Origin of the sequence: Brachybacterium aquaticum (genome assembly GCF_014204755.1) — a bacterium.
GTDB classification, from domain to species: Bacteria; Actinomycetota; Actinomycetes; order Actinomycetales; family Dermabacteraceae; genus Brachybacterium; species Brachybacterium aquaticum.
This window is the reverse complement of the sequence record NZ_JACHLZ010000001.1, coordinates 578,342-605,010: the sequence shown is the minus strand read 5'-3', so window position 1 is coordinate 605,010 and position 26,669 is coordinate 578,342. Positions and strand designations below refer to the sequence as shown.

The 26,669-nt window shown below is 73.0% G+C and carries 26 protein-coding genes; 11 read left to right on the top strand and 15 right to left on the bottom strand.

Going from position 1 to position 26,669, the window contains the following annotated elements:
* Positions 1-57 precede the first annotated feature (57 nt).
* Positions 58-315, top strand: a complete 258-nt coding sequence (locus HNR70_RS02660; RefSeq protein ID WP_184326506.1) for an exodeoxyribonuclease VII small subunit — start codon at positions 58-60, stop codon at positions 313-315.
* Positions 316-336: 21 nt separating this feature from the next.
* Here the strand turns inward: HNR70_RS02660 and HNR70_RS02655 are convergent, their stop codons facing one another.
* Entirely contained in the window at positions 337-1,026 is a 690-nt protein-coding gene (locus HNR70_RS02655) for a DUF4245 family protein (protein ID WP_246375128.1), read from the bottom strand.
* Between the two features lie 183 nt (positions 1,027-1,209).
* Here HNR70_RS02655 and HNR70_RS02650 point away from each other — a divergent pair, with 183 nt between their 5' ends.
* Together HNR70_RS02650 and HNR70_RS02645 are read left to right on the top strand one after the other, a co-directional pair.
* Positions 1,210-2,121 (top strand): carbohydrate kinase family protein, encoded by a 912-nt coding sequence (locus HNR70_RS02650; RefSeq protein WP_184324291.1) that lies wholly within the window; start codon positions 1,210-1,212, stop codon positions 2,119-2,121.
* A gap of 61 nt (positions 2,122-2,182) precedes the next feature.
* Positions 2,183-3,595, top strand: coding sequence for a class II fumarate hydratase (locus HNR70_RS02645; protein WP_184324290.1), 1,413 nt, complete (start codon positions 2,183-2,185; stop codon positions 3,593-3,595).
* A gap of 94 nt (positions 3,596-3,689) precedes the next feature.
* Here HNR70_RS02645 and HNR70_RS02640 read toward each other — a convergent pair whose 3' ends face one another.
* On the bottom strand, positions 3,690-4,631 hold the full coding sequence (locus HNR70_RS02640) for a hypothetical protein (protein ID WP_184324289.1): 942 nt from the start codon (positions 4,629-4,631) through the stop codon (positions 3,690-3,692).
* 118 nt (positions 4,632-4,749) lie between these two features.
* Here HNR70_RS02640 and HNR70_RS02635 point away from each other — a divergent pair, with 118 nt between their 5' ends.
* Together HNR70_RS02635 and HNR70_RS02630 are read left to right on the top strand one after the other, a co-directional pair.
* The gene (locus tag HNR70_RS02635; protein ID WP_184324288.1) at positions 4,750-5,127 is read left to right on the top strand and encodes a hypothetical protein; all 378 of its coding nucleotides are present in this window, start codon (positions 4,750-4,752) and stop codon (positions 5,125-5,127) included.
* Entirely contained in the window at positions 5,108-5,497 is a 390-nt protein-coding gene (locus HNR70_RS02630; protein ID WP_184324287.1) for a MerR family transcriptional regulator, read from the top strand. The genes HNR70_RS02635 and HNR70_RS02630 overlap by 20 nt, the downstream gene beginning before the upstream one ends.
* A 118-nt stretch (positions 5,498-5,615) precedes the next feature.
* Here HNR70_RS02630 and HNR70_RS02625 read toward each other — a convergent pair whose 3' ends face one another.
* The 3 genes from HNR70_RS02625 to HNR70_RS02615 all read right to left on the bottom strand — a co-directional run bounded on the left by HNR70_RS02625 (position 5,616) and on the right by HNR70_RS02615 (position 9,421).
* Positions 5,616-6,530, bottom strand: a complete 915-nt coding sequence (locus tag HNR70_RS02625) for a putative endonuclease domain-containing protein (protein ID WP_184324286.1) — start codon at positions 6,528-6,530, stop codon at positions 5,616-5,618.
* Positions 6,531-6,861: 331 nt separating this feature from the next.
* Positions 6,862-8,172 carry an RNA 5'-3' helicase PhoH2 gene (gene phoH2 / locus HNR70_RS02620; protein WP_184326504.1) on the bottom strand — a complete coding sequence of 437 codons (1,311 nt, stop codon included), beginning with the start codon at positions 8,170-8,172 and terminating at the stop codon, positions 6,862-6,864.
* A gap of 490 nt (positions 8,173-8,662) precedes the next feature.
* Positions 8,663-9,421 (bottom strand): isoprenyl transferase, encoded by a 759-nt coding sequence (locus tag HNR70_RS02615; protein WP_184324285.1) that lies wholly within the window; start codon positions 9,419-9,421, stop codon positions 8,663-8,665.
* A 184-nt stretch (positions 9,422-9,605) separates the two neighbouring features.
* Here HNR70_RS02615 and trhA point away from each other — a divergent pair, with 184 nt between their 5' ends.
* Positions 9,606-10,493 (top strand): PAQR family membrane homeostasis protein TrhA, encoded by an 888-nt coding sequence (trhA, locus tag HNR70_RS02610; protein WP_184324284.1) that lies wholly within the window; start codon positions 9,606-9,608, stop codon positions 10,491-10,493.
* A gap of 134 nt (positions 10,494-10,627) precedes the next feature.
* On the opposite strand, the gene HNR70_RS02605 is transcribed toward trhA, so the two are convergent.
* Together HNR70_RS02605 and mca are read right to left on the bottom strand one after the other, a co-directional pair.
* Positions 10,628-11,041, bottom strand: a complete 414-nt coding sequence (locus HNR70_RS02605) for a hypothetical protein (protein ID WP_184324283.1) — start codon at positions 11,039-11,041, stop codon at positions 10,628-10,630.
* Positions 11,038-11,949 carry a mycothiol conjugate amidase Mca gene (gene mca / locus HNR70_RS02600; protein WP_184324282.1) on the bottom strand — a complete coding sequence of 304 codons (912 nt, stop codon included), beginning with the start codon at positions 11,947-11,949 and terminating at the stop codon, positions 11,038-11,040. The genes HNR70_RS02605 and mca overlap by 4 nt, the downstream gene beginning before the upstream one ends.
* 197 nt (positions 11,950-12,146) lie before the next feature.
* Between mca and HNR70_RS02595 the strand changes: the two genes are divergently transcribed.
* Positions 12,147-12,539, top strand: a complete 393-nt coding sequence (locus HNR70_RS02595; RefSeq protein ID WP_184324281.1) for a DUF4307 domain-containing protein — start codon at positions 12,147-12,149, stop codon at positions 12,537-12,539.
* A 236-nt stretch (positions 12,540-12,775) separates the two neighbouring features.
* Positions 12,776-13,267, top strand: a complete 492-nt coding sequence (gene greA, locus HNR70_RS02590; RefSeq protein ID WP_184324280.1) for a transcription elongation factor GreA — start codon at positions 12,776-12,778, stop codon at positions 13,265-13,267.
* A gap of 108 nt (positions 13,268-13,375) precedes the next feature.
* On the opposite strand, the gene HNR70_RS02585 is transcribed toward greA, so the two are convergent.
* Entirely contained in the window at positions 13,376-14,863 is a 1,488-nt protein-coding gene (locus HNR70_RS02585; RefSeq protein ID WP_221421079.1) for an AI-2E family transporter, read from the bottom strand.
* A gap of 218 nt (positions 14,864-15,081) precedes the next feature.
* Here HNR70_RS02585 and HNR70_RS02580 point away from each other — a divergent pair, with 218 nt between their 5' ends.
* Both HNR70_RS02580 and HNR70_RS02575 read left to right on the top strand, forming a co-directional pair.
* Entirely contained in the window at positions 15,082-15,933 is an 852-nt protein-coding gene (locus HNR70_RS02580) for an ABC transporter ATP-binding protein (RefSeq protein ID WP_184324279.1), read from the top strand.
* Positions 15,918-17,630 carry a hypothetical protein gene (locus tag HNR70_RS02575; protein WP_184324278.1) on the top strand — a complete coding sequence of 571 codons (1,713 nt, stop codon included), beginning with the start codon at positions 15,918-15,920 and terminating at the stop codon, positions 17,628-17,630. Before HNR70_RS02580 ends, HNR70_RS02575 begins: the two co-directional genes overlap by 16 nt.
* A gap of 78 nt (positions 17,631-17,708) precedes the next feature.
* On the opposite strand, the gene HNR70_RS02570 is transcribed toward HNR70_RS02575, so the two are convergent.
* From HNR70_RS02570 to glmS, 7 genes are all read right to left on the bottom strand, one after another.
* Positions 17,709-18,353 (bottom strand): GNAT family N-acetyltransferase, encoded by a 645-nt coding sequence (locus tag HNR70_RS02570; RefSeq protein ID WP_184324277.1) that lies wholly within the window; start codon positions 18,351-18,353, stop codon positions 17,709-17,711.
* Between the two features lies 1 nt (position 18,354).
* Positions 18,355-19,131, bottom strand: coding sequence for a tRNA (adenosine(37)-N6)-threonylcarbamoyltransferase complex dimerization subunit type 1 TsaB (gene tsaB / locus HNR70_RS02565; protein ID WP_184324276.1), 777 nt, complete (start codon positions 19,129-19,131; stop codon positions 18,355-18,357).
* The gene (tsaE, locus tag HNR70_RS02560) at positions 19,131-19,757 is read right to left on the bottom strand and encodes a tRNA (adenosine(37)-N6)-threonylcarbamoyltransferase complex ATPase subunit type 1 TsaE (RefSeq protein WP_184324275.1); all 627 of its coding nucleotides are present in this window, start codon (positions 19,755-19,757) and stop codon (positions 19,131-19,133) included. Before tsaE ends, tsaB begins: the two co-directional genes overlap by 1 nt.
* Positions 19,754-20,926: an alanine racemase gene (gene alr, locus HNR70_RS02555; RefSeq protein ID WP_184324274.1), complete on the bottom strand. Its 1,173-nt coding sequence runs from the start codon at positions 20,924-20,926 to the stop codon at positions 19,754-19,756. Before alr ends, tsaE begins: the two co-directional genes overlap by 4 nt.
* Positions 20,923-22,626, bottom strand: a complete 1,704-nt coding sequence (locus HNR70_RS02550; protein ID WP_184324273.1) for an NAD(P)H-hydrate dehydratase — start codon at positions 22,624-22,626, stop codon at positions 20,923-20,925. Before HNR70_RS02550 ends, alr begins: the two co-directional genes overlap by 4 nt.
* On the bottom strand, positions 22,623-22,979 hold the full coding sequence (locus HNR70_RS02545) for a holo-ACP synthase (RefSeq protein ID WP_246375378.1): 357 nt from the start codon (positions 22,977-22,979) through the stop codon (positions 22,623-22,625). Before HNR70_RS02545 ends, HNR70_RS02550 begins: the two co-directional genes overlap by 4 nt.
* Before the next feature lie 220 nt (positions 22,980-23,199).
* Positions 23,200-25,068, bottom strand: coding sequence for a glutamine--fructose-6-phosphate transaminase (isomerizing) (glmS, locus tag HNR70_RS02540; protein ID WP_184324271.1), 1,869 nt, complete (start codon positions 25,066-25,068; stop codon positions 23,200-23,202).
* Positions 25,069-25,271: 203 nt separating this feature from the next.
* Between glmS and coaA the strand changes: the two genes are divergently transcribed.
* A complete protein-coding gene (gene coaA / locus HNR70_RS02535) occupies positions 25,272-26,228 on the top strand; it encodes a type I pantothenate kinase (protein WP_184324270.1) in 957 nt (318 codons plus the stop codon).
* Positions 26,229-26,669: the final 441 nt, after the last annotated feature.

Below are 26,669 nucleotides of genomic sequence, written 5' to 3'. Positions count from 1 at the left end.
GACGACGCCAAGTTCGACGACGCCGAGTTCGACGGCACCGACATCGTCGGCGCCGGCATCGACGGCGCCCCCGCCGTCACCCCGGCCGAGGACCCGAAGCCCCTGCCCGACGACATCGCGGCCCTGTCCTACGAGGCCGCGCGCGATCAGCTCGTCGAGGTGGTGCGGCGGCTCGAGTCCGGGCAGGGCGGGCTCGAGGACTCCATCGCCCTGTGGGAGCGCGGGGAGATGCTCGCCCGCCGCTGCCAGCAGTGGCTGGACGGTGCCCGCCAGCGGCTGGACGAGGCGGTCGCCGCGCGGCGCGAGGACGGCTGACGCCCGAGGGGGCGAGTGCGCTCAGCCCCGGGTCGAGGTGAGCGCGGCGGCGGTGAGCTCCTCGAGCTCGGCCCGGTCCGCGGTGCCGGCGACGACCAGGCCGAAGCCCTCGCCCTCGCAGGCGATGCCGGTCCGGTCGTCCTCGTCGCCGCCCGCGAGGACCTGGCACGTCGTCCCCTCGATCTCCAGATCCTCCTGGACCGCGGCGCCCGGCAGGGCCGCGGAGAGCATCGGGGCGCTCAGCTCGCCCTCCTGCGTGAGCGTGACGTGGGCACCGGACGGCGAGGAGTACTGCACCTGCCAGCGCTGGTTCTGCCCGTCGGTGAAGCGGGCGGACCGCTCCGCCCACGCCTCGCCCGGTGCCGGCGCCGCGACCGGGAAGGCGGCGAGGTCCTGGGCGCGCTCGGCGCTCGCGGCGACGTCCACCTCGGAGTTCTCCAGCGGCTCCCGCTCGAGGTCCGCGCCCACGCCGAAGAAGGCGACGGCCATCACGACCACGACCGCCATGGTCAGCCCGAGCGCCCACAGGATGTTGCGCAGCACGGTGTTCTGGCGCGTGGGCAGCTCGTAGGAGGACTTGGGCCGCGGGCGCGGACCGGGTGCGGGCTGCGCGGCAGGGCCGTCGCTCGGTCCGTCGCTCGGTGCGTCGTCGCGGGCGACGCGCGCGACCTCGGGCTCCGCGGCAGGGGTGTCGTGCTGGACGTCGTGCATGAGGGCCATTGTCCCTGCCTCGCGGCGCGCAGGCTCCCAGAGAGGTGCGGGATCGCTCACCCGTCGGCCGCCGACGCCCCGCCCAGCCACCGCCACCGCGCGTCCCGTCCTGCGCCACCGCGCGTCCCGGCCACTGCCGCGCCCCGGTTCGCAGCGCCCCGCGAAACCTGCGATGATCGCGGGATGACCGCGAGAATCCTCATCGCCGGAGAAGCTCTCACCGACATCGTCGTCGACGCCGATGGCGGTCGTCGCGAGCACCCCGGCGGCTCCCCCCTGAACGTGGCCGTCGCCCTGGCGCGGCTCGGCCACGACGCCCACCTGCTCACCGCCATCGGCGAGGACGAGCGCGGCGCGGCGATCCGCGCCCATGTCGAGCACTCCGGCGTGCACCTGACCCCCGGGGCGGTGCAGACCGGCCGCACCTCCACCGCCGAGGCGGTGCTGAACGTCGAGGGCGCGGCGACCTACACCTTCGACCTCTCATGGGACCCGGATCCCTCCGGTCTGCCGGACGGACTGGATGCCGTGCACACCTCCTCGATCGCGGCGGTCATGGATCCCGGTGCCGCCACGCTCACCGCGCTGCTGCGCGAGGCGCGCGACGCATCCACGATCAGCTACGACCCCAACGCCCGCCCCTCCCTCATGGGCACGCCGGAGAATGTCCGCGCCCGGATCGAGGAGAACATCGCCCTGGCCGATGTGGTCAAGGCGTCCGACGAGGACGTGGCCTGGCTGTACGGGACCGATGACGTCGAGGACGTCGTCGCCTCCTGGCGCGAGCGCGGCCCGGCCCTCACCGTCCTCACCCGCGGCGGCGAGGGCGCAGTCGGCTTCGCCGCGTGCGGCCGGGTGCAGGTCGCCCCCGTCGCCGTCGACGTGGTCGACACCGTGGGCGCCGGGGACACCTTCTCCGCCGGGATCCTCGACGCCCTCGCGGCGAAGGGGCTGCTCGGCGGGCAGCGGCGCACCGAGCTCGCCGAGATCCCGTCGGACGACCTCGCGACCGTGCTGCGACGCGCCGCGGCGCTGGCCGCGATCACCGTCTCCCGTGCCGGGGCGAACCCGCCCTGGAGCCACGAGCTCTCCTGACCCTCACCGCTTCTCTCCCGAACCAGACCCGAGAATCCCGAGACCCCAGAAAGGCCGGTCGATGAACCAGTCCATCCCTGCCGAGCAGGCCGAGTACCGCATCGAGCACGACACCATGGGCGAGGTCCGCGTGCCCGCCGCGGCCCTGTACCGGGCGCAGACCCAGCGCGCCGTCGAGAACTTCCCGATCTCCGGGCAGGGCCTCGAGCCCGCGCACATCCACGCGCTCGCCCAGGTCAAGAAGGCCGCGGCCCGCGCGAACCTCGAGCTCGGCGTGCTGAGCCAGGAGATCGCCGACGCGATCGTCGCCGCGGCGGACGAGGTCATCGCCGGCGACCACGACGACCAGTTCCCGATCGACACCTACCAGACCGGCTCGGGCACCAGCTCGAACATGAACATGAACGAGGTCATCGCGACCCTCGCCACCCGCGCCGGCACCGAGGTGCACCCCAACGACCACGTCAACGCCTCGCAGTCGAGCAACGACGTGTTCCCGACCTCGGTGCACGTGGCCGTGACCCAGGGTGTGGTCGAGCACCTGCTCCCCTCCCTCGCCCACCTCGCAGAGGCGCTGGAGACCAAGGCGGAGGCGTGGAAGGACGTGGTGAAGTCCGGGCGCACCCACCTCATGGACGCCACTCCCGTCACCCTCGGCCAGGAGTTCGGCGGCTACGCGGCCTCGATCCGCTACGGCATCGAGCGCGTCGAGGCGGCGCTGCCGCGCACCGCTGAGGTGCCCCAGGGCGGCACCGCCGTCGGCACCGGCATCAACACTCCCGTCGGCTTCCCGCAGAAGGTCATCGCGAACCTCGTCGAGCAGACCGAGCTGCCGCTGACCGAGGCGCGCAACCACTTCGAGGCGCAGTCGGGCCGCGACGGCCTGGTGGAGATGTCCGGGGCGCTACGCACCATCGCCGTGTCCCTCACCAAGATCTGCAACGACCTGCGCTGGATGGGCTCCGGCCCGAACACGGGCCTGGGCGAGATCGCGATCCCGGATCTGCAGCCCGGCTCCTCGATCATGCCCGGCAAGGTCAACCCCGTCATCCCGGAGGCCGTGCTGATGGTGTGCGCGAAGGTCGTGGGCAACGACGCGGCGATCGCCTGGGGCGGCGCGCAGGGCGCCTTCGAGCTGAACGTGCAGATCCCACTGATGGGCACGAGCCTGCTGGAGTCGATCCGACTGCTCGCCAACGCCTCCACCGTGCTGGCCGACAAGACCGTGGACGGTCTGGTCGCCAACGAGGAGAAGGCCCGCTTCTACGCCGAGGCCTCCCCCTCGATCGTCACCCCGCTGAACAAGCTGATCGGCTACGAGTCCGCCGCGAAGATCGCCAAGCACGCCGTCGCCGAGCGCATCTCCGTGCGCGAGGCCGTGATCGCGCTGGGCTTCGTGGAGCGCGGCGAGCTCACCGAGGAGCAGCTCGACTCGGCCTTGGACGTGCTGTCGATGACGGCGCCGAAGGCCTGATCAGGCGGCTCTGAGCAGGTCCGCTTCCGGGCCTGAGTAGCATCTGCGCGCGGCGCGGGCGGTCACGGCCGTCCGCGCCGCGGCATGTCCGGGGTCAGTCCCCGCCGTCTCCCCCGCCATCGCCGTCTCCCCCGCCGTCTCCCCCGCCATCGCCGTCTCCCCCGCCGTCGCCGCCGTCCGAGTCGTCTCCCCCGCGATGGGTCGTGGTCCCGCCCGCCGGCCCGCTGTCCCCCGCCCCTGAGCTGCTGCCGCGGTAGCCGCCCGCCGAGTCGAGCAGGCGCCGTGCCACGTCGGCCGGCAGCGCGAGCGGCGGCAGCAGCAACGCCTCGCGTCTGGTCCCGGGCTCGTGCCGCGCCACGTGCACGGTGAGCAGGCCCTCGCCATCCTCCCAGCCGCCCGGCGCATCGGGGAACAGCTGCGGCGCGTAGATGACTGCGCGAGCGCGCATCTCGCCGCGGCGCAGGCGGCCGGTGGCCCGGCGGGACTCGTACTGCTCCTCCGGGTAGAGAAGGGGCGTGGGGCCAGGCGCGATGTTCTGGGCAGGCTCCGGCCGACGGGATCCGCGGCGCGGGCCCGAGTAGCTCGGCCCCTTGCCCGGTGCGTCCCTCGCGGGCCACAGCGGCATCATCGGGCGGGTCAGGTCGCCGCTCGCGATCATCTCCCGCAGCTCCTGCGCCTCGGCGAGGTCGCCGTGCCAGCTCAGGCTCGCCACCCGCACCTGACGCCCGGTGGCGGCCTCGATCCAGGTGCCGCGCAGGAGCCGCCGGGCCATGAGCATCCCGATCCCCAGGGCGAGGACCACCCCTACCGCCATCGCGGGCGGGGGCAGGTCGGGGATGCGCAGCACCAGGAGGAGGACTACGCCCACGAAGCCTCCGCCGAGCACGGCGGTGATCACGGTGCCGGCGCGTAGCACGCGGCGGTGCGGGAAGCCGGGCTCGAGCGTCCACGGGTCCCAGCGGAACATCCGACGTCGCCGGCCTCCGGTGGGCTCGCGGCGGTGCAGCGGGGGTGCGCTCTGCTCGCGTCCGGTCACGAGGCTCACGATACGGGGCGCGGTGACGCCGACCCCGCGATTTCGGACCCTTGGCCATCGGGCCCTTGACCATCGGACCCTTGACCTGGAGTACACTCCATGGTTTTGGCTGTGCCGCATGTGGATCCTGCTGCTCGCGCCCTTCGCGCTCCTCGCCCTGTCCCAGCTGCTCGCCCTCGTCGCCGTCGGCCAGGCCGCGCCCGGCACCGGTCTCGGTGCCGCCGCCCTGTCTGTGCCCACCGTCGCCTACGTCGCCGCGGCGCTGCTCAGCGTCGCGGTGGTCGTCATCGCCGTGATCCCCGCCCGCGTCTCCGAGCCCGGTCCGCGCGGGGCGCTGATCGCGCTGGCGGTGCTCGCCGGGGTGCTGATCTGCGCCGCTCCCCTGCTGTGGGGGCGGACCATCGGCGAGTTCCACCTCAGCCATCATCTGGTGCGCGCGGCCGCCGTGGCCGTGTGCCTCGTGCTGTACTCCTGGTATGTCGCTGCCCATCGGTGAGGTCGCCCGCCGCAGCGGGCTCAGCCCGGACGCTCTGCGCTTCTACGAGCGCGAGGGGCTGCTGCCCCCGCCGGAGCGCACCGGAGGCGGTGCCCGCCGCTACGACTCCGCCGCGCTGGACCAGCTGCGGGTGATCACCGCGCTTCGCGCCGTCGGCTTCTCCCTGGACCAGGTGCGCACCCTGCTCACCGCGAAGTCCGGGACCACCACGGTGCGGGCCCGCATCGAGGCGGCGCGGGCCGCCCTGGACGAGCTGGATGCGGCCCTGGACGAGAAGGAGCGGGCGCTTGCCGAGGCCCGCGCGCAGCTGCGCTCGTGGCGGGAGGAGCTGGACTCCGGGGAGCCCTGGCCGGACACGCCGATCGGCTGAGCCGGGCGGCCCGGGAATCGCTGCATTTACCGGCGTCATGCGGCGATCCTCCGTCTCACAGCACGACCTTCGCCGTCCACCGCCAGTGAATGCACAGCACCGCATCGACCTCGCTCGGTCACCCGGCCTCAGCACGCCGCCGGGGCTCGCGGCGGTAGTCGCCTCGGCGCAGGATCCGGAGCAGCTTCCCTCGGGTGTCGGCCCAGTGCAGGAACACCTGCTCCCACGAGAGACGGGTGACCCGGTACCCGATCGACTCCAGGTACAGGTCCCGCGCCCGGTCGGCGGCAGAGGCGAGCGGGTCGTCGTGGAACTGACGACTGTCGCACTCGATGATCCAGCTCCTGCCCACCAGCAGATCCATCCGCCGGAAGTCGTCAGGGAAGCGCACCTGAGCGCGAACGGCGATGCCGCGGGACTCCAGCCACCATCTCACCGCGGTCTCGGTCCCGGACTCCGCATCGTTGCGCACCCGCGAGAGGGACTGCCGGATGCGCAGCGGCAGTCGGGCGAGGACCAGCTCCAGGTCCGCTCGGCTCAGCACGTTCCGCTGGAGCGCGGACTCGAAAAGCACTGCTGCCTTCACGGTGGGGAGGCAGCGGGCAGCGTGCTCGAGCACCAGGCTCAGATCCGGGACGGGATCGTCATCGGACCAGGCCCGGAGCTCGGGGCCGTGGAGGACGAGACGCTGCAGCGGCTTCTCACCGTTCCCGCTCCGTCGGCCGCGGCGCAGCGGGAGCACCATGGTCTCCTCGAGCTCCGGCGGGAGTCGCAGCATGCGCGGCCGGTAGGCGTGCACGCCGGTGTGCGGAGGGGTCCAGAAACCGAGCAGGGACGCCGCATCGAGGCAGGTGGGCCGGAGCCCCAGCTCCAGCAGCGCGACGAGCTCGGGCGGGGCGGCGGCGGTGACGTACCAGGGGCGCACGGTGCGGTGCTCCCCTCTCGCGGTGCGCTCCTGGATCGCGACGCGCGTGACTCCTCGCTCCCGCAGAGTCCGCTGATGCGTGATGCCGTCGATCTTCCTGCAGGTCATCGGAGCACGGTGCCGCCAGGGTCTCGAGCGGCGGAGCTGACCTGTGGACAAAGGAGCGATGTGGAGGATCCGTGGCCGCTCCGTGTCACGCACAACCGGCTCACCGAGGCGGAGTCAGGCGGACCCTCCCCCGGGTTCCTGCATTCACTGGCGCTGGACGACCGACCTCGGGCTCATGCGGCATGCGTCGACGTGTACCGCCAGTGATCGCTATACCGCCAGTGAACGTTCGGCAGGAGACAAGCCCCCGCAGCCCAGCCACCACGGCAGCTGCCCACGATCACGCAGCCGGATCCACCCCGGCCACTGCCCCGCCGCGGCCGGGGTCACCTCACGGGATCGGCTCGTCCAGGACGTGGGTGACCAGCTCCGCGACCTTCGACCGCTCGGAGCGCTGCAGGGTGATGTGGGCGAAGAGGTCCTTCTCCTTCAGCGCCTCGACCACGCTGGCGATGCCGTCGTACCGGCCGATGCGGAGGTTGTCGCGCTGGGCGATGTCGTGGGTGAGGACCACGCGGGAGTTCTGGCCGATGCGGGAGAGCATGGTCAGCAGCACGTTCCGCTCGAGGGACTGGGCCTCGTCGACGATCACGAAGGCGTCGTGGAGGGAGCGGCCGCGGATGTGGGTCAGGGGCAGCACCTCGAGCATGCCGCGGGAGAGCACCTCGTCGATGACGTTCTGGGAGACCATCGAGCCGAGGGTGTCGAACACGGCCTGGCCCCAGGGGCCCATCTTCTCGCTCTGGTCGCCGGGGAGGTAGCCGAGCTCCTGCCCGCCGACGGCGAACAGGGGCCGGAACACCATGATCTTGCGCTGGGTGCGGCGCTCGAGCACAGCCTCGAGGCCGGTGCACAGGGCGAGGGCGCTCTTGCCCGTGCCGGCGCGGCCGCCGAGGGAGACGATGCCGATGGACTCGTCCAGCAGCAGGTCGATGGCGACGCGCTGCTCGGCCGAGCGTCCGGCCACGCCGAACACGGTCTGGTCGCCGGGGACCAGGCGCACCTGCTTGTCGCGGGTGACGCGGGCCAGCGCCGAGCCGCGGGGGCTGGTGAGGGTCAGGCCCGTGTGCACGGGCTGGTGGGCGACCTCGGGGACCTCGACGGTCTTTCCGTCGTAGAGGTCGGTCATGGTCTGCTCGTCGACCGAGGCGGTGACCATGCCGGTGTAGCCGCGGTCGCGGGCGAGCTCGGCGCGGTACTCCTCGGCGTGGATGCCGGAGGCGGAGGCCTTGATGCGCATGGGCAGGTCCTTGGAGACCAGCACCACGTTCTTGCCCTCGAGCTGGAGGTTCTTGGCGACCGCGAGGATGCGGGTGTCGTTGTCGCCCAGGCGGAACCCGTCCGGCAGGGAGGAGGTGTTCATGTGGTTCAGCTCGACGTGCACGTGCCCGCCGTCCTTGCCGATCGGGAGCGGCACGGAGAGGTTGCCGTGCAGCTCGCGCAGGTCGTCGAGGATGCGCAGGGCCTGGCGGGCGAAGTAGCCGAGGTCGGGGTGGTGGCGCTTGGCCTCCAGCTCGGTGATCACCACGATCGGCAGCACGATGTCGTGCTCGGCGAAGCGGTGCAGGGAGAGCGGGTCGGACAGCAGCACGGAGGTGTCCAGCACGTAGGTGATCACGCCGGTCTCGAGCTCGGCCAGCATCTGCTGCGCGGCGCCGGGGCGCAGCGAGGGCACCACCGGGGCGCCGTCGGGGTTCGCGGCCCCGATCGGGTCGGGCCCCTTCCCGCCTCCGTACGACGCCGTCTCCTCGACGGCCGACGTCTCGCGGGCAGTGGTGGTCTCGTCCATGGGAGCCTCCCGATATCGCGCGGATGCCTGGACCATAGCCCGCCCGGCACCCGCCGTCGGGCGCGTCCCGCAGGGTGCGGGTCCGACGTTCACCCGATCGTCATCGGGAGTTCCGGCGATCCCCCGATGCCGTCAGTGTGCCACCGCTCACACCACGGGGCGGGGAGGCCGACGAGGGGTGGACGCGCGGGTCGCGATTCGATCACGACGGCCGACGGGATGGCCGCGGGCCGGCCGACGGGGTCGGCGCAGGACGGCCGACAGGGTCGGCGCAGGACGGTCGACAGGATGGCGGCGGGCGCCCTTCAGGCCCCGCAGCGCCCTTCAGGCCCCGCAGCGCCCTTCAGGCCCCGTAGCGCCGTTCGCGGCGGCAGAAGTCGCGCAGGGCGCGCAGCAGGTCCACGCGGCGGAAGCCGGGCCAGTAGGTCTCGCAGAACCAGTACTCGGAGTGGACCGACTGCCACAGCAGGAAGCCGGAGAGCCGCTGCTCGCCGGAGGTGCGGATGATGAGGTCCGGGTCGGGCTGGCCGCGTGTGTAGAGGTGCTCGGCGATGGAGTCGATGCTGATCCGCTCGGCGATCTCGTCGGCACCGAGTCCCTCGGTGCCGAGGTCGCGCACCAGCTCGCGGACGGCGTCGACGATCTCCTCGCGGCCGCCGTAGCCGATGGCGACGTTGACGGTCAGGCGCGCCTCGGGGGAGGTCTCCCGCTGGGCGCGCTCGATGCCGGAGCGGATCTCCTCGGGCAGGGTCTCGGCGCTGCCGGTCAGGCGCACGCAGTAGCCGGCGTCGATGATCTGCTCGACGGTGGTGGCGATGATCTCGTAGAGCGCCACGAGCTCCTCGGGCGGACGGCGCAGGTTGTCGGTGGAGAGCATCCACACGGTGACCAGCGGGATGCCGAGGTCCTCGCTCCAGGAGAGGAATTCGACGATCTTCGCGGCGCCCACGCGGTGGCCGTGGGCGGTGGTCTCCCCCGCCTCCTTGGCCCAGCGGCGGTTGCCGTCCACGATCACGCCGAGGTGCTGGGGCAGCTCGAAGGCCTCGAGCTCCTTGGTCAGGCGGCGCTCGTACACCCGGTACAGGAGGCCGTCGTCGTCCATCGCCGCCTCCGTCCCCTCGTCGTGCCGGTCCCCGGGCCGCGCCCGGTGCGCGCCGGTGTCGACGCACGTCCAGGGTCCATTATCGAGCACGCGCGGACTGCTCCTCCCCGTTCCGGGGAATCCGCACGAGTCGCTCACGACATCACCGTATCTAAGTTACGGCCCCGTAGGTTACGGTGTCCCCATGAACGACCCCCGTCTCCCCGCGAGCGCACCGGACGGCCCCGCCGACCCTGCAGCGCACCGCGCCCCGTCGGCCCCCGCGCCCGGCGACACCACGACCCTCACCGATCCCGCCGCGCGCGAGGTGGCCGAGGCGGTCGCCGGCAGCGGCGGCACCGAGATCACCTCCGACGAGGACCTGCCCACCGCGGAGAAGTACCCCTTCGCCCCGCGCACCCTCACCCGCGCGATGGCCGCGCGCACCACCCAGCTGGGACTGCAGCTGCCCAAGCCCCGTCTGCGCGGCATGCTGCACCTGATCGCCTTCCCGACCACGCTCGTGATCGGGCTGCTGCTGGTCGCGGTGGGCGAAACCCTCGCGATCCGCCTGGCGTGCGCGGTGTTCGTGCTGACCGCGGGGATGCTGTTCGGCATCAGCGCCGTCTACCACCGCGGCACGTGGACCCCGCAGAAGGCGATCATCCTGCGCCGCTTCGACCACGCGAACATCTTCCTGATCATCGCGGGCACCTACACCCCGATCGCGGTCGCCCTGCTCGAGCCGCGGCAGACGCTCACCCTCCTCGCGATCGCGTGGGGCGGCGCACTGATCGGCGTGTGCTTCCGCATCTTCTGGACCTCGGCGCCGCGCTGGATCTACGTGCCGGCATACGTGGCGCTGGGCTGGGTGGCGATCTTCTACATGCCGGGCCTGTACGCGGGCGGCGGCTGGGCCGTGGTGTGGCTGCTGGTCATCGGCGGCGTGGCCTACACGGCGGGCGCCGTGATGTACGCGCTGAAGCGCCCGAACCCCTCCCCCGCCTGGTTCGGCTTCCACGAGCTGTTCCACGCGGGCACGCTCATCGGCTTCGGCTGTCACTTCGCGGCCGTGGCGGTGGCGGTGCTCTGACCTCCATCGGGCTGTGACGCGCACCGGGCACCAGCCCGACGCGGCTCGGCACCTCCCCGGGACGAACGACCTCCCCGGCCGCGATGGCGACGGGGAGGTCGTCTCGTCGTGAGGGATCGGCTCGTGGTGGCCGGTCAGCGCCCGTCGGCCGAGCCGTCTCCTCCGGCCGACGAGGCCGGGCCGCTCGGATCGTCCCCGTCGGCCGACGGGCCCTCTCCGCTCGGGTCGACCTCGTCGCCTGCGCCGGTCCCGTCGGCGTCCGCGCGCTCCTGCGCGTCGCGCCCCTCGGGCCCGCGCTGTTCCTGCTCGTCGGCCTCGAGGCGCTGACGGACCCGGTCCTGGGCCTGGACGCGGCGGGTGCGACGGGTCATGTCGACCACGAGTAGCACCACGAGCACGGCGAGGACGAAGGTGGCGAAGAAGCCCGGCAGGCCGGGCGAGACGGTGACGGAGTTGAACTCCTCGCCGTCGGACGGGCTCGGGCCCGCCTGGAGCAGACTCCCGGCGGCGACGAGCATGCCCGCGCCGCTCAAGGCCAGGCCGCTCATGCCCGGGCCTCCATCGCCTCGTGGCGGAGCCCCGCGAAGAGGTCCCGCTCGGGCAGCTTCACCCCGATGCGGGAGATGTGCAGCTCGTAGTCCTCGGTGCCCCACGCGGCGACCTCGGCCTCGTGGGAGATCCGGAAGAACGGCCCCTCGGGGTCGACCTGGGTGGCGTGGGCGCGCAGGGCGTCGTCGCGGATCCCGAGGTAGTCGCGCACGTCGATGCGGGTGGTGAGCAGCCGGTCGTGGCTCTCGTCGTAGTGCTGGAGCATCTGGTCCAGAGCCTCGTTGGGGGTGCCCTCGGCGCGCAGGTGGCGGCTCACGGCCGCGAAGCGCTGCCGGTGGAAGGCGTTGATGTAGTAGAGCTTGGCGACGGCCCAGGGCTCGCCTAGCTCGGGCGCGTAGTCCGGGTCCGCGGCGAGGTCGAAGGCGGCCAGGGAGATGCGGTTGACCTGGATGTGGTCGGGGTGGGGGTAGCCGCCGTTCTCGTCGTACGTGGTCATCACGTGCGGGCGCAGCCGGCGCAATGCCTCGACCAGGGGGCGTGCGGCCTCCTCGACGGGGTAGGAGGCGAAGCAGCCCTCGGGCAGCGGGGGCAGCGGGTCGCCCTCGGGCAGGCCGGAGTCGACGAAGCCGAGCCACTCGTGGTCGACGCCGAGGATCTCCTGGGCTTTCTTCATCTCCGCCCGGCGGATCTCCGGCAGGCGCTCGGGGGTGATCTCGGGGTCGTCGCGCAGCTGCGGGTTCAGCAGGTCTCCCCGCTCACCGCCGGTGCAGGTGATCACGGTGACCTGGACGCCCTCGCGCACGTACTTCGCGGTGGAGCCGGCGCCCTTGGAGGACTCGTCGTCAGGGTGCGCGTGGACGGCCACCATGCGCAGGGGCTCGTCGGGGGCGGGCAGCTGGACGGTCACGGGACTCCTCGGAGACGGTCGGCGGGGGCGCTCCCCCGGTGCGGTGCGCGCTCGGATCCGCATCGCGGCGGACTCTCGCACCAGCGCCCGATCGTACGCCACCGGTGCTGGACGCGCCGTGTGCCGGGTCGCCCTCCCGCCGCACGTCACAGCCCGCTCCCGGCACGCTCCCGGGGACGGGGTGGGAGACTTGCGGGATGGAGACGACCCAGGACCGCCAGGCACAGCGCTACGGGGGACCGCTGATCCCCGCCCGCACGGCGAAGATCCTGATGATCGTCCTGGCAGTGGTGTTCACGGCCGCCGTGATCGTGGTCGGCGCCTGGCTGTCCCGCACGGACATCCGCTACGACGTCGTCTCCTACGAGCACCTCGCCGCGGACCGCATCGGCGTGGAGTTCGTGGTGACCATGGACCCGGGCACCGAGGCGACCTGCCGCATCCAGGCCATGAACGAGGGTCGCGCCCAGGTGGGCTTCGTGGAGACCACCATCCCCGCGCAGGACGCGCGTCAGAGCGTCCACCACGTCGAGATCTCCACCCAGGGCGAGGCCGTCTCCGCCGAGGTCGTCAGCTGCTCCGTCCTCTGAGGTGGCCGACGGGGGCCGCGCCGCAGGGCAACCCGGGAATCCCTCGGATTTCTCGGTGCGCGTAATCGTCCCCAGGTCCTCTGAACGGCGAGACGGTGCGTGTACTGTTGTCCGGAACCGGCGCAGTGCCGGTCATCATTCATCACCCGACACGGGGCGCATGAGGACATGTGCCCCGTGATCTGCGTTTCAGGGGTCTTTCCCCGCGCACCGAACAGGACGACAGGAGTGAACCCATGAGCAGCCAGCCGAATGGCGCCTGGCTCACCCAGGACGCGTACGACCGCCTGGCCAAGGAGCTCGCCGAGCTCGAGGGGCCCGGCCGCACCGAGATCGCCGAGCGCATCGCCGCGGCTCGCGACGAGGGCGACCTCAAGGAGAACGGCGGCTACCACGCCGCCCGCGAGGAGCAGGGCAAGATGGAGGCCCGCATCGCGGACCTGCAGCGCCTGCTGAAGAACGCCGTGGTCGGTGAGGCCCCCGAGGACGACGGCGTCGTCGAGCCGGGCATGGTCGTGAAGATCTCGCTCGCCGGCAAGGAGCGCACCTTCCTGCTGGGCAACCGCGAGATCGCCGACGGTGACGACGACCTGGAGGTCTACTCCACCGAGTCGCCGCTGGGCAGCGCGATCCACGGCTCCAAGGTCGGCGACAAGGTCGACTACACCGCGCCGAACGGGAAGTCCTTCCCGATCGAGATCCTCGCGGCCAAGCCCTACAAGGGCTGACCCCACGGCCGCGCCGGTGCCCTGCGCACCGCACGGTCCGCAGCATCGAGAAGCGCCCTCCCCGGGAGTCCGGGAAGGGCGCTTCTCGCTGTGTGGGAGGGAACCGGCTCAGGAGCCGGCGGGCCGCGGGGCGTCGCCCCCGTCGGGCAGGGTGGGGCCGTCGGTCGACGAGCCCGCGTCTGCCGGGGTGGGACCGTCGGCCGGGGTGGGACCGTCGGCGGAGGAGCTCCCGTCGGCCGACGTCGCCGGGTCGACCGAGGTGCCCTCGGAGCCGGCCGACGGATCGGCCGACGGCGACGCACCCTCGGAGGCGCGTTCGTCGTCCACGGTCGGGGCGTCCTCGGCGGAGGTGGAGCCGGCTCGGGTCAGGGGCTTCCGGGTGAGGCCGTGCGCGGTCCCCGCGTCGGAGGCCGAGGTGCCGGCGGTCGCGCCGGCCGTCACCGGGGTGCGCCGGGTGAGGGCGGCGAAGTGCTCCGCGCTCGCCTTGTCCTCCCCGAGTTCCGGGCTCGGATCCCTGCCCACCACGTACAGGAGGGTGGCGTTGACGAAGGCGATCAGCGGGATCGCGAAGAGCGCGCCGGGAATGCCGGCGATCATCGCGCCGACTGCCACGCCGAGGAACACGCCGAGCGGGTGGATCTCCACGGCCTTGCCCATGAGGAAGGGCTGGAGCACGTTGCCCTCGATCTGCTGCACCGCGAGGACCACCGCGAGCATGATGAGCGCGCCGACCCAGCCGTTGAGCACGAGGACCAGCAGCATCGCGATGGCACCGGAGACGATCGCGCCGACCAGCGGGATGAAGGAGAACAGGAAGACCAGCAGCCAGATCGGCACCGCGTAGGAGCCGAGGCTCAGGGCGATCATGCCGATGGCGATGCCGGTCGCGTCCACGGCGGCGACCAGGATCTGGGTGCGCATGTAGGCCGACAGGGCCTTCCAGCCGCGGCGGAATGCCTCATGGGTGGGAACGCGCGCGGCGGGCGGCAGCAGGCCCACCACCCAGCGCCAGATCCCCGCCCCGCCCGAGAGCAGGAAGAACAGGGAGAACAGCGCCACGACGATGCCGGTGCCGATGTTGCCGAGCGTCGCCGCGGTGGTCACCGCGCCGGAGACCAGCTGGCCGGAGTAGTTCTGGAGCTGGCGCAGCCCCTCGTCGATCGCGGAGTTGATCATCGGGGTATCGATCCCGAAGCTGTCCTGCGACCAGGTGAGCAGGGCCTGGAAGCCCTGCACGGCACGGGTCTGGATGTCGTCCCACTGGTCGATCAGCTGACGGCCGGCGAGGGTGGACATCCCCGCGATCACGAGCAGCAGGCCCAGCAGCGCGATGCCGCTGGCGGCCCCGCGGCCGAGGAAGGTGTAGCGGGTGAGGACCTTGACGAACGGGGTGAGCAGGGAGGCGAGCAGGATCGCGATGAGCAGCGGGATGACGATCGTGGTGACCTGCAGCAGCCCCCAGAGCAGCAGCGCACCGGCGGCGACGATGACCACCAGGCGCCAGGACCAGGAGGCCGCCCGTCGGATCCCCATGGGGATCTCCTCGACCTCGGGCGCCATGCCCGGGGGTCGCGGGGTGGGGCGCAGCTTCGACATGGGGCTCCTTCCGTCCGAGCCACGGTGGCTCAGGGGCATCCTAGTCACGCGTCTTCCGGGGCTCGCCGCCGTCCCCGGATCGGATTCCGCACGTCGAGGGGCGGAGCCCGCTCACCTCGTGGGGCGGAGCCCTGCGGGTTCGGGGGCAGACGAAGGTCGTGCCCAACCGCACCGACCGAGGGGGTCCGGCGGAGGACCCGGCGCACTAGCGTGAGCGCATGCACACCGAGACCCCGTCCTCCTCCCCGACGCCACCGCAGCCGGCGCCCCTGCAGGGCGCGGCCGCCCCGGTGCACGCCTCCGCCGCGGTCGCCACCGACGCGGCACTGTCGATCCGGGGGCTGCGCAAGTCCTTCGCCGGCACCGAGGTGGTCCACGGCCTGTCCCTGGACGTGCCGCGCGGCTCGTTCTACGGGATCGTCGGCCCCAACGGCGCCGGCAAGACCACCACCCTCTCCATGGCGACCGGGCTGCTGCGCCCCGACGACGGCACCGCCCATGTGCTCGGCCACGACATGTGGGCCGAGCCCCACGCCGCCAAGGCCGTGCTCGGCGTCCTCGCCGACGGGCTGAAGACCTTCGACAGGCTGACCGGTCGGGAGCTTCTCACCTACCAGGGCCTCATCCGCGGCATGGACCCGGCCGTGGTCGAGGAGCGGACCGAGTCGCTGCTGGCGGCGCTGGACCTCGCCGGGGAGGACGGGAAGCTGGTGGTGGACTACTCCGCCGGCATGACCAAGAAGATCCTCCTCGCCGGCGCCCTGCTGCACGCTCCGCGCCTGCTCGTGCTGGACGAGCCGCTGGAGGCGGTCGACCCCGTCTCCGCCCAGGTCATCCGCCGCATCCTCACTGCCTACGTGGGCGGCGGCGGCACCGTGGTCCTCTCCAGCCACGTCATGGAGCTGGTCGAGGGGCTGTGCAGCCACGTCGCCATCATCGCCAAGGGCGAGCTGCTGGCCGACGGGACGCTGGACGAGGTCCGCCAGGGCGGAAGCCTCGTGCAGACCTTCATCGACCTCGTCGGCGGCGGGGACCTCGCGGAGGGGAGCCTGCCGTGGTTGGAGTCCTGAGCACCGAGCACGAGGCGACCGCCGCCCGCGCCCATGTCAGCACCGGCGCGCTCACGGCGCGCGGCCTGCTGCGCATGCAGCTGAAGCTCAAGTGGACGCTGTGGAAGCGGTCCTACCGCAAGAACGTCGGCAAGATCGTCGGCACCTCCTTCGGGGCGCTGTACGGGCTGGCGGGCCTGGTAGGGCTCGTGTTCGCCTTCCTCGCCACCACGATCTGGGCCGGGGAGGGTGAGCTGTTCCCCCTGATCCTGCGCGGCCTCGGCGCGCTCACGGTGCTGATCTGGCTGCTGATCCCGCTGTTCGCCTTCGGGATCGACGACACCCTGGACCCGCGCGCCTTCGCGCTGTTCCCCCGCACCGCCGGGGAGCTGCAGCCGGGCCTGTTCGCCGCCGCGGCGCTCTCCCTGCCGAGCCTGTTCACCCTGGTCGCGATCGGGATCGCCACCGCCTTCGAGCTGCTGTGGCTGATCGTGTTCGGGCAGGGTGCGCTGTGGATCGTGCTCGCTGCGCTCGCGCTGATCCCCGCGAACCTCGCCGGCTATGCGCTGTGCCTGCTGCTGCCGCGCGCCTGGTTCGCCCACTCCGCGAGCCGCACCACCTCACGCAGCGGTCGCGAGATGGGCGGGATCGCCGGCTTCGTGCTGATGTTCGTGGCGATCTACGCCTTCTCCCTGTCCATGCAGCGCATCGACACCCTGAACATCGACCTGGTGCTCGCCTGGCTGCCGCGGGTCGTCGAGACCCTCGCCTGGACCCCGTTCGGCGCCCTGTTCGCCGTGCCCATGGACCTCGCCGAGGGACGGGTGCTCACCGCCCTGCTGCGCGCCCTGATCGGTGCGGCGACCATCGTACTGGTGTGGCTGTGGTGGCGGCGCTCGATCGACCTGGCGCTCACCTCGGCGCTGTCGGGCGACGCCTCTTCCGGCGAGGCGAAGGTCGCCCCGCTCGTGCCGCGCTTCGTGCCTGCAGGCCCCTTCGGCGCCGTGATGGGCAGAGCTCTGAAGTACTGGCGCCGCGACACCCGCTACCTCGCCGCGCTCGGCATCTACCCCGTGATCATCGTGTTCTTCGTGGCGATGGGGTTCATGATCCCCGAGTCCCGGCCGATGATGCTGGGGATGGCGGTGTTCATGTGCGGGATGACCGGGATCAGCCTGTCCAACGAGATCGGCTTCGACGGCCCCAATGGCTGGATCAACATCGTCGGCGACCTGCCCTCCCGCGCGAACCTGCTGGGCCGCACCGCCGCGATGGCGCTGCTCATGGTGCCCGGGGCACTGGTGGTGACGATCGGCCTGCCGCTGCTGTACGGGATGCCGGAGCTGATGCCGCTGGCGGTCATGGGGGCGCTCGGCGCGATGGCCTGCGGCTGGGGCACCTCCATGGTGGTCGGGACGCTGCTGCCCTACCCCAGCTCCCCGCCCGGCACGAACCCGATGAAGGACAAGTCCGCCTCGTCCTCCAACGCGATGCTCGCGATGGGCCTGGCGATGCTGGTGGTGTTCGTGCCGCTGATCCCCGCGATCGGCATCGGCATCTGGGGCGCGGTCGTGGGCAGCCTGCCCTTGATGCTCCTCGCCGGGGTGCTCGCCCTCGTGGCCGGGACGGCCGTGTTCCTGGTGGGTCTGCGGATCGCGGAGAAGCGCCTGGATGCGCGGTACCCCGACCTGTTCCAGAAGGTCCGCGACTTCGTGTGAGGGGCGGCCGACGGGGGCCGGGCGGCCCGTCGGGGCCCGGCAACGGGCTCAGGCCGCCGGCTCAGGCACCCGGCGGCCTCAGGCGGTCGGGCCGCCGGGCGCTGCGAGGGTGCGCTCCATGACCAGGGCGTCGATGCGTCGGCCGCGGATCCGGTAGTAGCCGGGTCGGCGGCCGATCTCGGTGTACCCGGCCCGCGTGTAGAACGCGCGGGCGCGCTCGTTGTCCTCGCGCACCTCGAGCAGCATCCGCTCCGCGCCGCCGGCGAGCGCCTGCTCCTCGCACCAGGCGAGCAGCGCCCGGCCGATGCCGCGGCGCGCGACCCGGGTGCCGATGGTGTGCAGGTCGGCGATGTCGCCGGCGAGCATGATCCCGGCGTAGCCCAGCAGCGGCCCCTCCCCCGCCGCGCTGCCGCCCGGGACGGGGCTCGCCAGGCTCGCGGGACCGTCGCCCGCGCGCGCACCGACGGCGACGACGTAGCGGCGATCGGGGTGCTCGATCTCCTCGGCGAGCTGGAACACGCTCCAGGCCTCGTCCGGGAACAGCTCGAGCTCGGCGAAGGCGATCTCCTCGACGTCCTCGAGGGTCGCCGGGCGCAGCGACCAGGCCAGGGCCGACGAGCCGTCCCGGCCCTGCGCCGACGAGTCACCAGCGCTCTGCGCCGACGGGTCGTCCCCGCCCTGCACCGACGGACCGGGCTCCGGCGTCGCGTCCTGCGCGGGCATCTCAGCGACCCAGCGTGGACTTGCGGGCGCTCGGCAGGGCGGCGTCCGGCTCGCGCAGGTACATCGGCTCGGTGCTCGTGAGGTCCACGCCCCGCGCCGACAGCGCGGCGGCGGCGAGGATCAGGTGCCCCGCGTCGACGTGGGAGAGCTCGGCGGTGGCGGGCAGCAGCTCCGGGTACAGCGCGGTGCCGGAGCCGACGAGCACGTCGCAGGCGGTGAGGGTCGCGGCGACGTCGGCCGGCGCGTCCACGGCCGGGTCCTGGATCCGCTCCACGATCCCGTCCGCGCCGCGGCGGTAGCGGGCGTGGTAGACCTCGCGGCGGCGCGCGTCCAGGGCGACGCCGACGGTCACCTCGCGGCGCTCCTCCCCTGCCCCCTTCCCGGCATTCTCAGCCGCGGCGTCGAGCTCGGCGAGCGCCTGATGGGCGAGGGCGTCGAGCGAGCTCAGCCCGTGCAGCGGCACACCGAGCACCTCGGCGATGCTGCGCGCGGAGACGAGCCCCACCCGCAGCCCAGTGAACGGGCCCGGTCCGCGGCCGACGACCACGCCGGTCAGCTCCCCGCGGGTGGTGCCCGCGGCCTGCAGGGTCTGGTCGATGAGGGTCAGGAGCACCTCGTCGTGGTGACGGGAGCGGGTGTCGGCGCGCACGGCGAGCACCTCGGGCCCGCCCGCAGCGCTCGTGTGTCCGGCGGCGCCGCCGACAGCTCCCGCGGCGGGCAGCTCCCCGCGGGCGACGGCGACGCTCACCGCGCCGGACGTGTCGATACCCAGCAGCATCAGCGGTCCTCCCCGGAGGTGGTCGAAGCAGTCGTGGCGGTTCCGTCGGCCATATCCCCGGCCGAGGTGATCCCGTCGGCCGACTCGCCGAGCCCGGCGAGGGTCTCCTCGAGGCGGGCGATCGCGGCGCCGTCCCAGCGCGGGCCGCGCGGGTGCAGGCGCAGGGTGCGGGGCTCGTCGGGGTCCAGCGGGTCGTCGACGTGGTCGGGGCGCTCGAGCTCGACGAGCAGCACGGAGTCGGCGAGGTGCTCGACCCGGTCGCGGCCCCACTCCACGACGGTCACGGCGCGGTCGAGGTCGGCCTCGAGGTCGAGGTCGTCGATCTCGCCCTCGCCGCCGAGGCGGTAGGCGTCCACGTGCACGAGGTCCGGGCCATCCCCGAGGTTCGGGTGGACCCGCTCGATGACGAAGGTGGGCGAGGCGACGGGGCCGCGCACGCCGAGGCCCTCGCCGAGGCCCTGGGTGAAGGTGGTCTTCCCGGCGCCGAGGGGTCCGTCCAGGACCAACAGGTCCCCGGGACGGAGCGCTCCGGCGAGCGCGCGGGCGATGGCGCGGGTGCCGTCGGCGTCCCGGGTGCGCAGCACCAGGCTTCCGTCGGCCGCGCCCTGCCCTGCCGGCGCGCTCATGAGAGCACCCGCCGGGTGACCCGGCCGGAGACGGAGGTGAGGACCTCGTAGGGGATGGTGCCGGCGGCGCGGGCCCAGTGCTCGGCGGTGGGGGCCGAGGGGGCGTCGGGCTCGCCGCCGGCGTCGCCGAAGAGGACCACCTTGTCGCCGGGGCGGGCGGTGGAGTCGGGGCCGAGGTCGACCACGATCTGGTCCATGCTGATCCGGCCCACCTGCGGGACGCGGCGGTCGCCGGACTCGGTGCGCACGAGCACCTCGATCCGGTCGCTCGCGGCGCGGTGGAGGCCGTCGGCGTAGCCGATCGGCACGAGGCCGAGGCGGGTCGCGCGGGAGGTGCGGTGGATGCGGCCGTAGCCGATGCTCTGCCCCTCGGGGACCTCCTTGACCAGCGCGAGGCTGCTGGTGAGGGTCATGGCGGGGCGCAGGGCGATGTCGGCAGGCACCGGCGGGTAGCCGTACAGCGCGATGCCGGGGCGGACGATGTCGCGGTGCAGGTCCGGACGGGTGAGGGTCGCGGCGGAGTTCGCGAGGTGCTGCAGCGGGATCGGGCCCACCTCGTCCTCGAGCGCCCTGACGCAGGAGTCGAAGATCTCCACCTGCTGGTCGGTGGCGGGGTCGTCCACCTCGTCGGCGCTGGTGAGGTGGGTCCACGCGGCGGTGACCTGGATGAAGTCGTCCTCGCGCATGGCCGCGCCGATCTCGCGCACCTGCCAGGGCAGGACGCCGTTGCGGCCCATGCCGGTGTCGATCTTCAGGTGCACGCGGGCACGGCGGTCCGCCTCGCGCGCCGCCGCGGAGACCAGCGCCAGCATGTCCATGGAGCCGACGGCCACGTCGACCCCGGCGGAGAGCACCTCGGGCAGGACGATCTTCGCGGTGTGCGGCTCGTACAGCCAGCACAGGATCTGCGCGTCCAGGCCCGCGCGGGCGAGGGCGAGGGCGCTGGCGGGATGGGCGACGCCGAGCCAGGTCGCGCCGCCCTCGATCGCGGCGCGGGCGGCGGTGAGCATCCCGTGCCCGTAGCCGTCGGCCTTCACGACCGCCATGAGCGCGGTCTGCTCCTCGAGCAGGGTGCCGAGCGCCCGGGTGTTCTGGGTGATCGCCGCGGGGTCGATGACCGCCCGATTGGGCACGTGCCGAGGGTCCTCGGCAGGGATCGGGATGGTCATCGGGCTCCTCGGGTCAGGTCCTGGGCGGTGGCCAGGATAGTCCCGATGGTCTCGGGGAGGCGATCGGCGACCTCGAGCGCGACCAGCGGGTGGCTGCCGCCGCCGGAGGCGAGGCGCCCGGCCCGGCCGTGCAGCAGGGCGGCGAGCGCGGCCGCGTCGGGTCCGGGAAGGCCCGCGGCGAGGAGGGTGCCGAGGATCCCGGCGAGCACATCCCCGGTCCCGGCGGTGGCGAGGTAGGAGGTGGCGTCGTCCTGGGTGCGCAGCGCCCCGCCGTTCCCGGGTGCGACCAGGGTGATCGCCCCTTTCAGCAGCACGGTCGCGCCGGTCGCGGCGGCGAGCGCGCGGGCGAGCTCGGGGCCGGGCAGGTCGGGGTCGACCTCGAGGCGGCGGGCGAGCCGCTCGGCCTCCCCGCGGTGCGGGGTGAGGACGGTGTCCGGGCCGAAGCGATGCGCAGCGGTGACCGCCTGCAGGGCGCCCGCGTCGATCACGCCGCGGCGGGGGCCGGTGCCCTCGCCTGCGAGCATCGCCACACCGCGCAGGGCGCGCGGGTCGTCGCCCGGCAGGCCGGGGCCGACGACGACGGCCGACGTGCGGGCGAGGGTCTGGTCGTCCAGGATCCGCTGGGTGGAGCGGCCGGGGCCGACGGGGTGGACCACGGCCTCCGGGCGGACGCGCAGCACGAGGTCGAGCACCTCGCGCGGGGCGAGGCAGCGGATCATCCCGGCTCCGGCCCGGGCCGCCCCGGACACGGCGAGCACCGCGGCGCCGGGGAACTGCTCGCTGCCGGCGGCGATCGCGAGCACGCCGCGGGTGTACTTCGAGTCGTCGCGGCCGGGGACGGGGAACAGGGCGCGCACGTCCGCGTCCTCGAGGCGGAGGACGTGCGGGGCGCGGTCGTCGGCGGCGGTGGCTGTGGCGGAGGCGTCAGCGGCGCCGGAGGCCTCAGCATCGGGGGCGTCCGCGGCGGCGCCGTTCGCGGCGAAACCGTCCAGGTACGGCCCGAGGCCGATGTCGACGAGGTGCAGGTCCCCGGCGAGCTCGGCCCCGCCGGGCAGCAGCAGACCGACCTTCACGGCGCCGAAGGTCACGGTCGCCGCGGCGGGCAGCGTCTCGAGTGCGGCCTCGCCGGTGGTGGCGTCGACGAAGCTCGGCAGGTCGACGGCGAGCACGGGCACCCCCGACTCGCGGACCGCGGCGAGAAGGGGACGCAGCGCGCCGGGCACCTCGGGCCGGCCGCCGATCCCGAGGATCGCGTCCAGGACCAGCTCGGCGTCGGCGAGCAGGTCGCGCAGCTGCTCCTCGGGAAGGTCGGCCGACGGGTGGATCGTGCCGCCCGCGTCCCGGAGTGCCTCGGCGCCCTCGTCGTGGACGGAGGAGGCGGTCGCGATCGCGTCCGCGGGGATGCCGTGCTCGCGGCGCAGGATCGCCGCGGCATGGAGACCGTCGCCGCCGTTCGCCCCGGCGCCCGCGAGGACGAGGACCCGAGGGGTGGTCGGGTCGGTGGTGGGAGTGCTGGTGGCGGGAGTGCTGGTGGTGGTGCCGTCGACAGGCCCGTCGGCCGACGGGGAGCCGCTCGCCCGCAGGCGCTCGGCGGCATGGGTGGCCAGGGCCGCGGCAGCGCGGAGCATGAGCGGCTCACCGGCCGCGAGCAGGGGCTGCTCGGCGGCGCGGACCGCGGCGGCGGAGTATCCGTGGATCATGACGACGTCCCTTCTCCGGTGGTCCGCTCCCCCGTCGGCCCGCCCGCGGGCCGGCCGCGCTCGGCGATGACGATGGCGGTGGCGATCGCGCCGTCATGCGAGAGGGAGAGGTGCAGGTGCTGGACCCCGGCCGCCTCGGCGGCGCGCAGCGTCGCCCCGCGCAGGCGCAGGTGGGGGCGGCTGAGCGCCTCGCGCTCGACGGTGACGTCCTGCCAGGAGAAGTCGCCGGGCGAGCCGAGCGCCTTGCCGACCGCCTCCTTCGCGGCGACCCGGGCGGCGCGCGACGCAGCGGAGAGACCCTGCTCCCCGGGGGTGAGCAGGCGCTGGAGCAGGGCCGGGGTGCGCTCGATCATCGCGGTCAGCCGCGGGATGTCGACCACATCCACGCCCACGCCCACCACGGTCCCGTCGTTCCGAGGCACGAACGCCCGGCCGCCGAACGGATCGTCGGGGCCGGGCGTCGTGCTGGAGAGGGTGCTCACCAGGGCAGTATCACACCCCCGGCGCTCGGCCGGGGCGCGGTGTGCACTGCCCGTGGCGGGACTGCACTCCTCGGGGGTCGGGCGGGGAGGGTCACTCCACGGTGACGGACTTCGCGAGGTTGCGGGGCTGGTCCACGTCCAGGCCCTTCGCGGTCGCCAGCTCGCAGGAGAAGATCTGCAGCGGGATCACGGTCAGCAGCGCCGCGAACAGGGTCCGGGTCGCGGGGATCCGGATGACCTCGTCCGCGTACGGCACCACCGCGTCGTCGCCCTCCTCGGCGATCACCAGGGTGCGGGCGCCGCGGGCGCGCACCTCCTGGATGTTGGAGACGACCTTGGAGTGCAGGGAGTGGCGGCCGTTCGGGGAGGGGACGATGACGAACACCGGCTGCCCCTCCTCGACCAGCGCGATCGGGCCGTGCTTGAGCTCGCCGGCGGCAAAGCCCTCGGCGTGGATGTAGGCGATCTCCTTGAGCTTGAGCGCGCCCTCCATCGCGGTCGGGTAGCCGACGTGGCGGCCCAGGAACAGCACCGAGGACGTGTCCTTCATGTCCTTGGCCAGCTGCTCGACCTGCCCGGCGTTGTCCAGCACCTGCTGGATCTGCTCAGGGATCTTCTCGAGGTCGGCCATGAGCGCCGCGATCTCGTCGGGGTAGAGGTTGCCGCGCACCTGGGCGAGGAACAGGCCCAGCAGGTAGCAGGCCGTGATCTGGCCGAGGTACGCCTTGGTGGAGGCCACCGCGATCTCGGGGCCGACGTGCAGGTACAGCGCCGCGTCGGACTCGCGCGGGATGGTGGAGCCGTGGGTGTTGCAGATGGCGATGACCTTCGCGCCCTGCTCGCGGGCGTGGCGCACGGCCATCAGGGTGTCCATGGTCTCGCCGGACTGGGAGATCGCCACGACCAGGGTCTTCTCGGTGACGACCGGGTCGCGGTAGCGGAACTCGTGGGCGAGCTCGACCTCGGTGGGGATGCGGCACCAGTGCTCGATGGCGTACTTGGCCACGGCCCCGGCGTTGGCGGCGGTGCCGCAGGCGACCACGACGATCTTGTCGACGCTGCGCAGGACGGAGGGGTCGATCGCCATCTCGTCCAGCTGCAGCGCGCCGTTCTCGAGACGCCCGCGGAGGGTGTCGGCGACGGCGCTGGCCTGCTCGTGGATCTCCTTGGCCATGAAGGAGTCGTAGCCGCCCTTCTGCGCGGCGGCGGCGTCCCACTCGATGGTGTAGCGCTTGGCGTCGGTGACCTCGTTGCCGTCGAAGTCGATGATCTTCACGTCGTCCGCGGAGACGGTGACGACCTGGTCCTGGCCGATCTCGAGCGCCTCCTTGGTGGAGTCGACGAAGGCGGCGACGTCCGAGCCGAGGAAGTTCTCGCCCTCGCCGAGGCCGACGACGAGCGGGGAGTTGCGGCGGGCGGCGACGACGACGTCCGGCGCGTCGCGGTGGACGGCCAGGAGCGTGAAGGCGCCCTCGAGGGAGGCGGCGGCGCGGCGCATGGCCTCGGTGAGGTCACCGGCGGCCTCCATCTCGCGCGCGACCAGGTGGGCGGCGGCCTCGGAGTCGGTCTCGGAGGCGAAGGTGTAGCCGTCGGCCTCGAGCTCGGCGCGCAGCGAGGCGAAGTTCTCGATGATGCCGTTGTGGACCAGGGCGAGCTCACCGTCGCGGCCGCCGAGGTGGGGGTGGGCGTTGCCGTCGGTCGGCGCGCCGTGCGTGGCCCAGCGGGTGTGCGCGATGGCGACCCGGCCGGAGGTCTCGGAGTCGCCCTCGAGCGCCTCGCGGAGGTTGGCGAGCTTGCCGGCGCGCTTGGTCACGCGCACCTTGCCGTCATCCAGGACGGCGACACCCGCGGAATCGTATCCGCGGTACTCGAGGCGGGCGAGGCCCTGGAGGGCGACGTCCACGGGACGGGAGGAGGGGGCTGCGGCGCGGGGGCCTGCGTATCCGACGATTCCACACATGCCGCTCACCGTAACTTTCCGCGGGGTCCGCGTCCTCCTCGGCGGCGTGTCCGGGCGAGTCGTTGATCACCTCGGACCGGGCCGGCGCGCAGCCCTGGCCGTGCGCGCTGGTGACCGGTCAGAAACGCGCACTGGGTGGTGCGCGGACGTGCGCGACCCACCGCTGCACCGCGCATGCCCGGACACCTGGAACAATCACCGCCATGAAGGCAGCATCGGCGCCCGCCACCGTCACCCCGTTCGAGGAGATCCCGCGAGAGGACTGGGCGCACCTGTCGCAGCAGACCCCGCTGCCGCTGTCCGAGGAAGACGTCACCCGCCTGCGCGGCCTCGGGGACCGGGTGGACCTCTCCGAGGTGGACGCCGTGTACCGGCCGATCTCGCGCCTGCTGAACATCCATGTCGCCGCCGCGCAGTCCCTGCGACGGTCCCGCGAGCACTTCCTGGACCAGCACCAGCACCGCACCCCGTACGTGATCGGCGTGGCCGGCTCCGTGGCCGTCGGCAAGTCCACCACCGCCCGCCTGCTGCGCGAGCTCATGGCCCGCTGGCCCGAGACCCCGCGCGTACAGCTGGTGACCACCGACGGGTTCCTCTACCCCAACCGTGTGCTCGAGGCGCGCGGGATCATGCAGCGCAAGGGCTTCCCCGAGAGCTACGACCGCCGCGCCCTGCTGCGCTTCGTCGCCGACGTGAAGGCCGGACAGGAGCGGGTCGAGGCGCCCGTGTACTCCCACCTCACCTACGACATCCTCGAGGACGAGCGCGTGGTGGTGGAGCGCCCGGACGTGCTCATCGTGGAGGGGCTGAACGTGCTCCAGCCGGCCCGCCCCCGCCGCGACGGCCGGCTCGGGATGGCGGTCTCGGACTTCTTCGACTTCTCCGTGTACGTCGACGCGCGGGTCGAGGATGTCCAGCGCTGGTACGTGGAGCGCTTCCTCACCCTGCGGAGGACCGCGTTCTCCGACCCCCGCTCCTACTTCCGCCGCTACGCGGACCTCACCGACACCGAGGCGGTCATGACCGCCCAGCGGATCTGGAACACCATCAACGGCCCGAACCTCACCGAGAACGTAGTCCCCACCCGCGGCCGCGCCGACCTCGTGCTGCGCAAGGACGGCCAGCACCGCGTCCACTCCGTGCTGCTGCGGAAGGTGTGAGGGGCGGAGCAGTGCTTGGTTGGGCGGCGTGCGGGAAAGAGGGGGCGTGCGGCGCTTCGTGCAACGTGCGGCGCACGGCATGAGGCGTGCGGCGTGCGGCGTGCGGCGTGCGGGGAGGAGTGGTCGGAATTCGGGCATGATTCCAGCACCTGTTCCCCGCGGACTCCCTCGAAGGCACAGTTCTCGATGCGACGGTGCGGCGCAGCCATGCGCCTGGTGCCCGTGGGTGCGGTGAGCGGGGAGCACTTGTCGTAATTCCCGCCTGATTCCAGCATTTGTCCCCCGCGCGACCCTTCCGGCGGCCCGCTTCGCCGCTCCCCCGGGCCCGCTTCGCCGCTCCCCCGGGCCCTCTTCACCGCTCCCCCGGTCGCCGAGCCGACTTGTGCGCGATCACGGTCGATGCCGCGCTCGACATCGACCGTGAGCACGCTCAACTCGGGA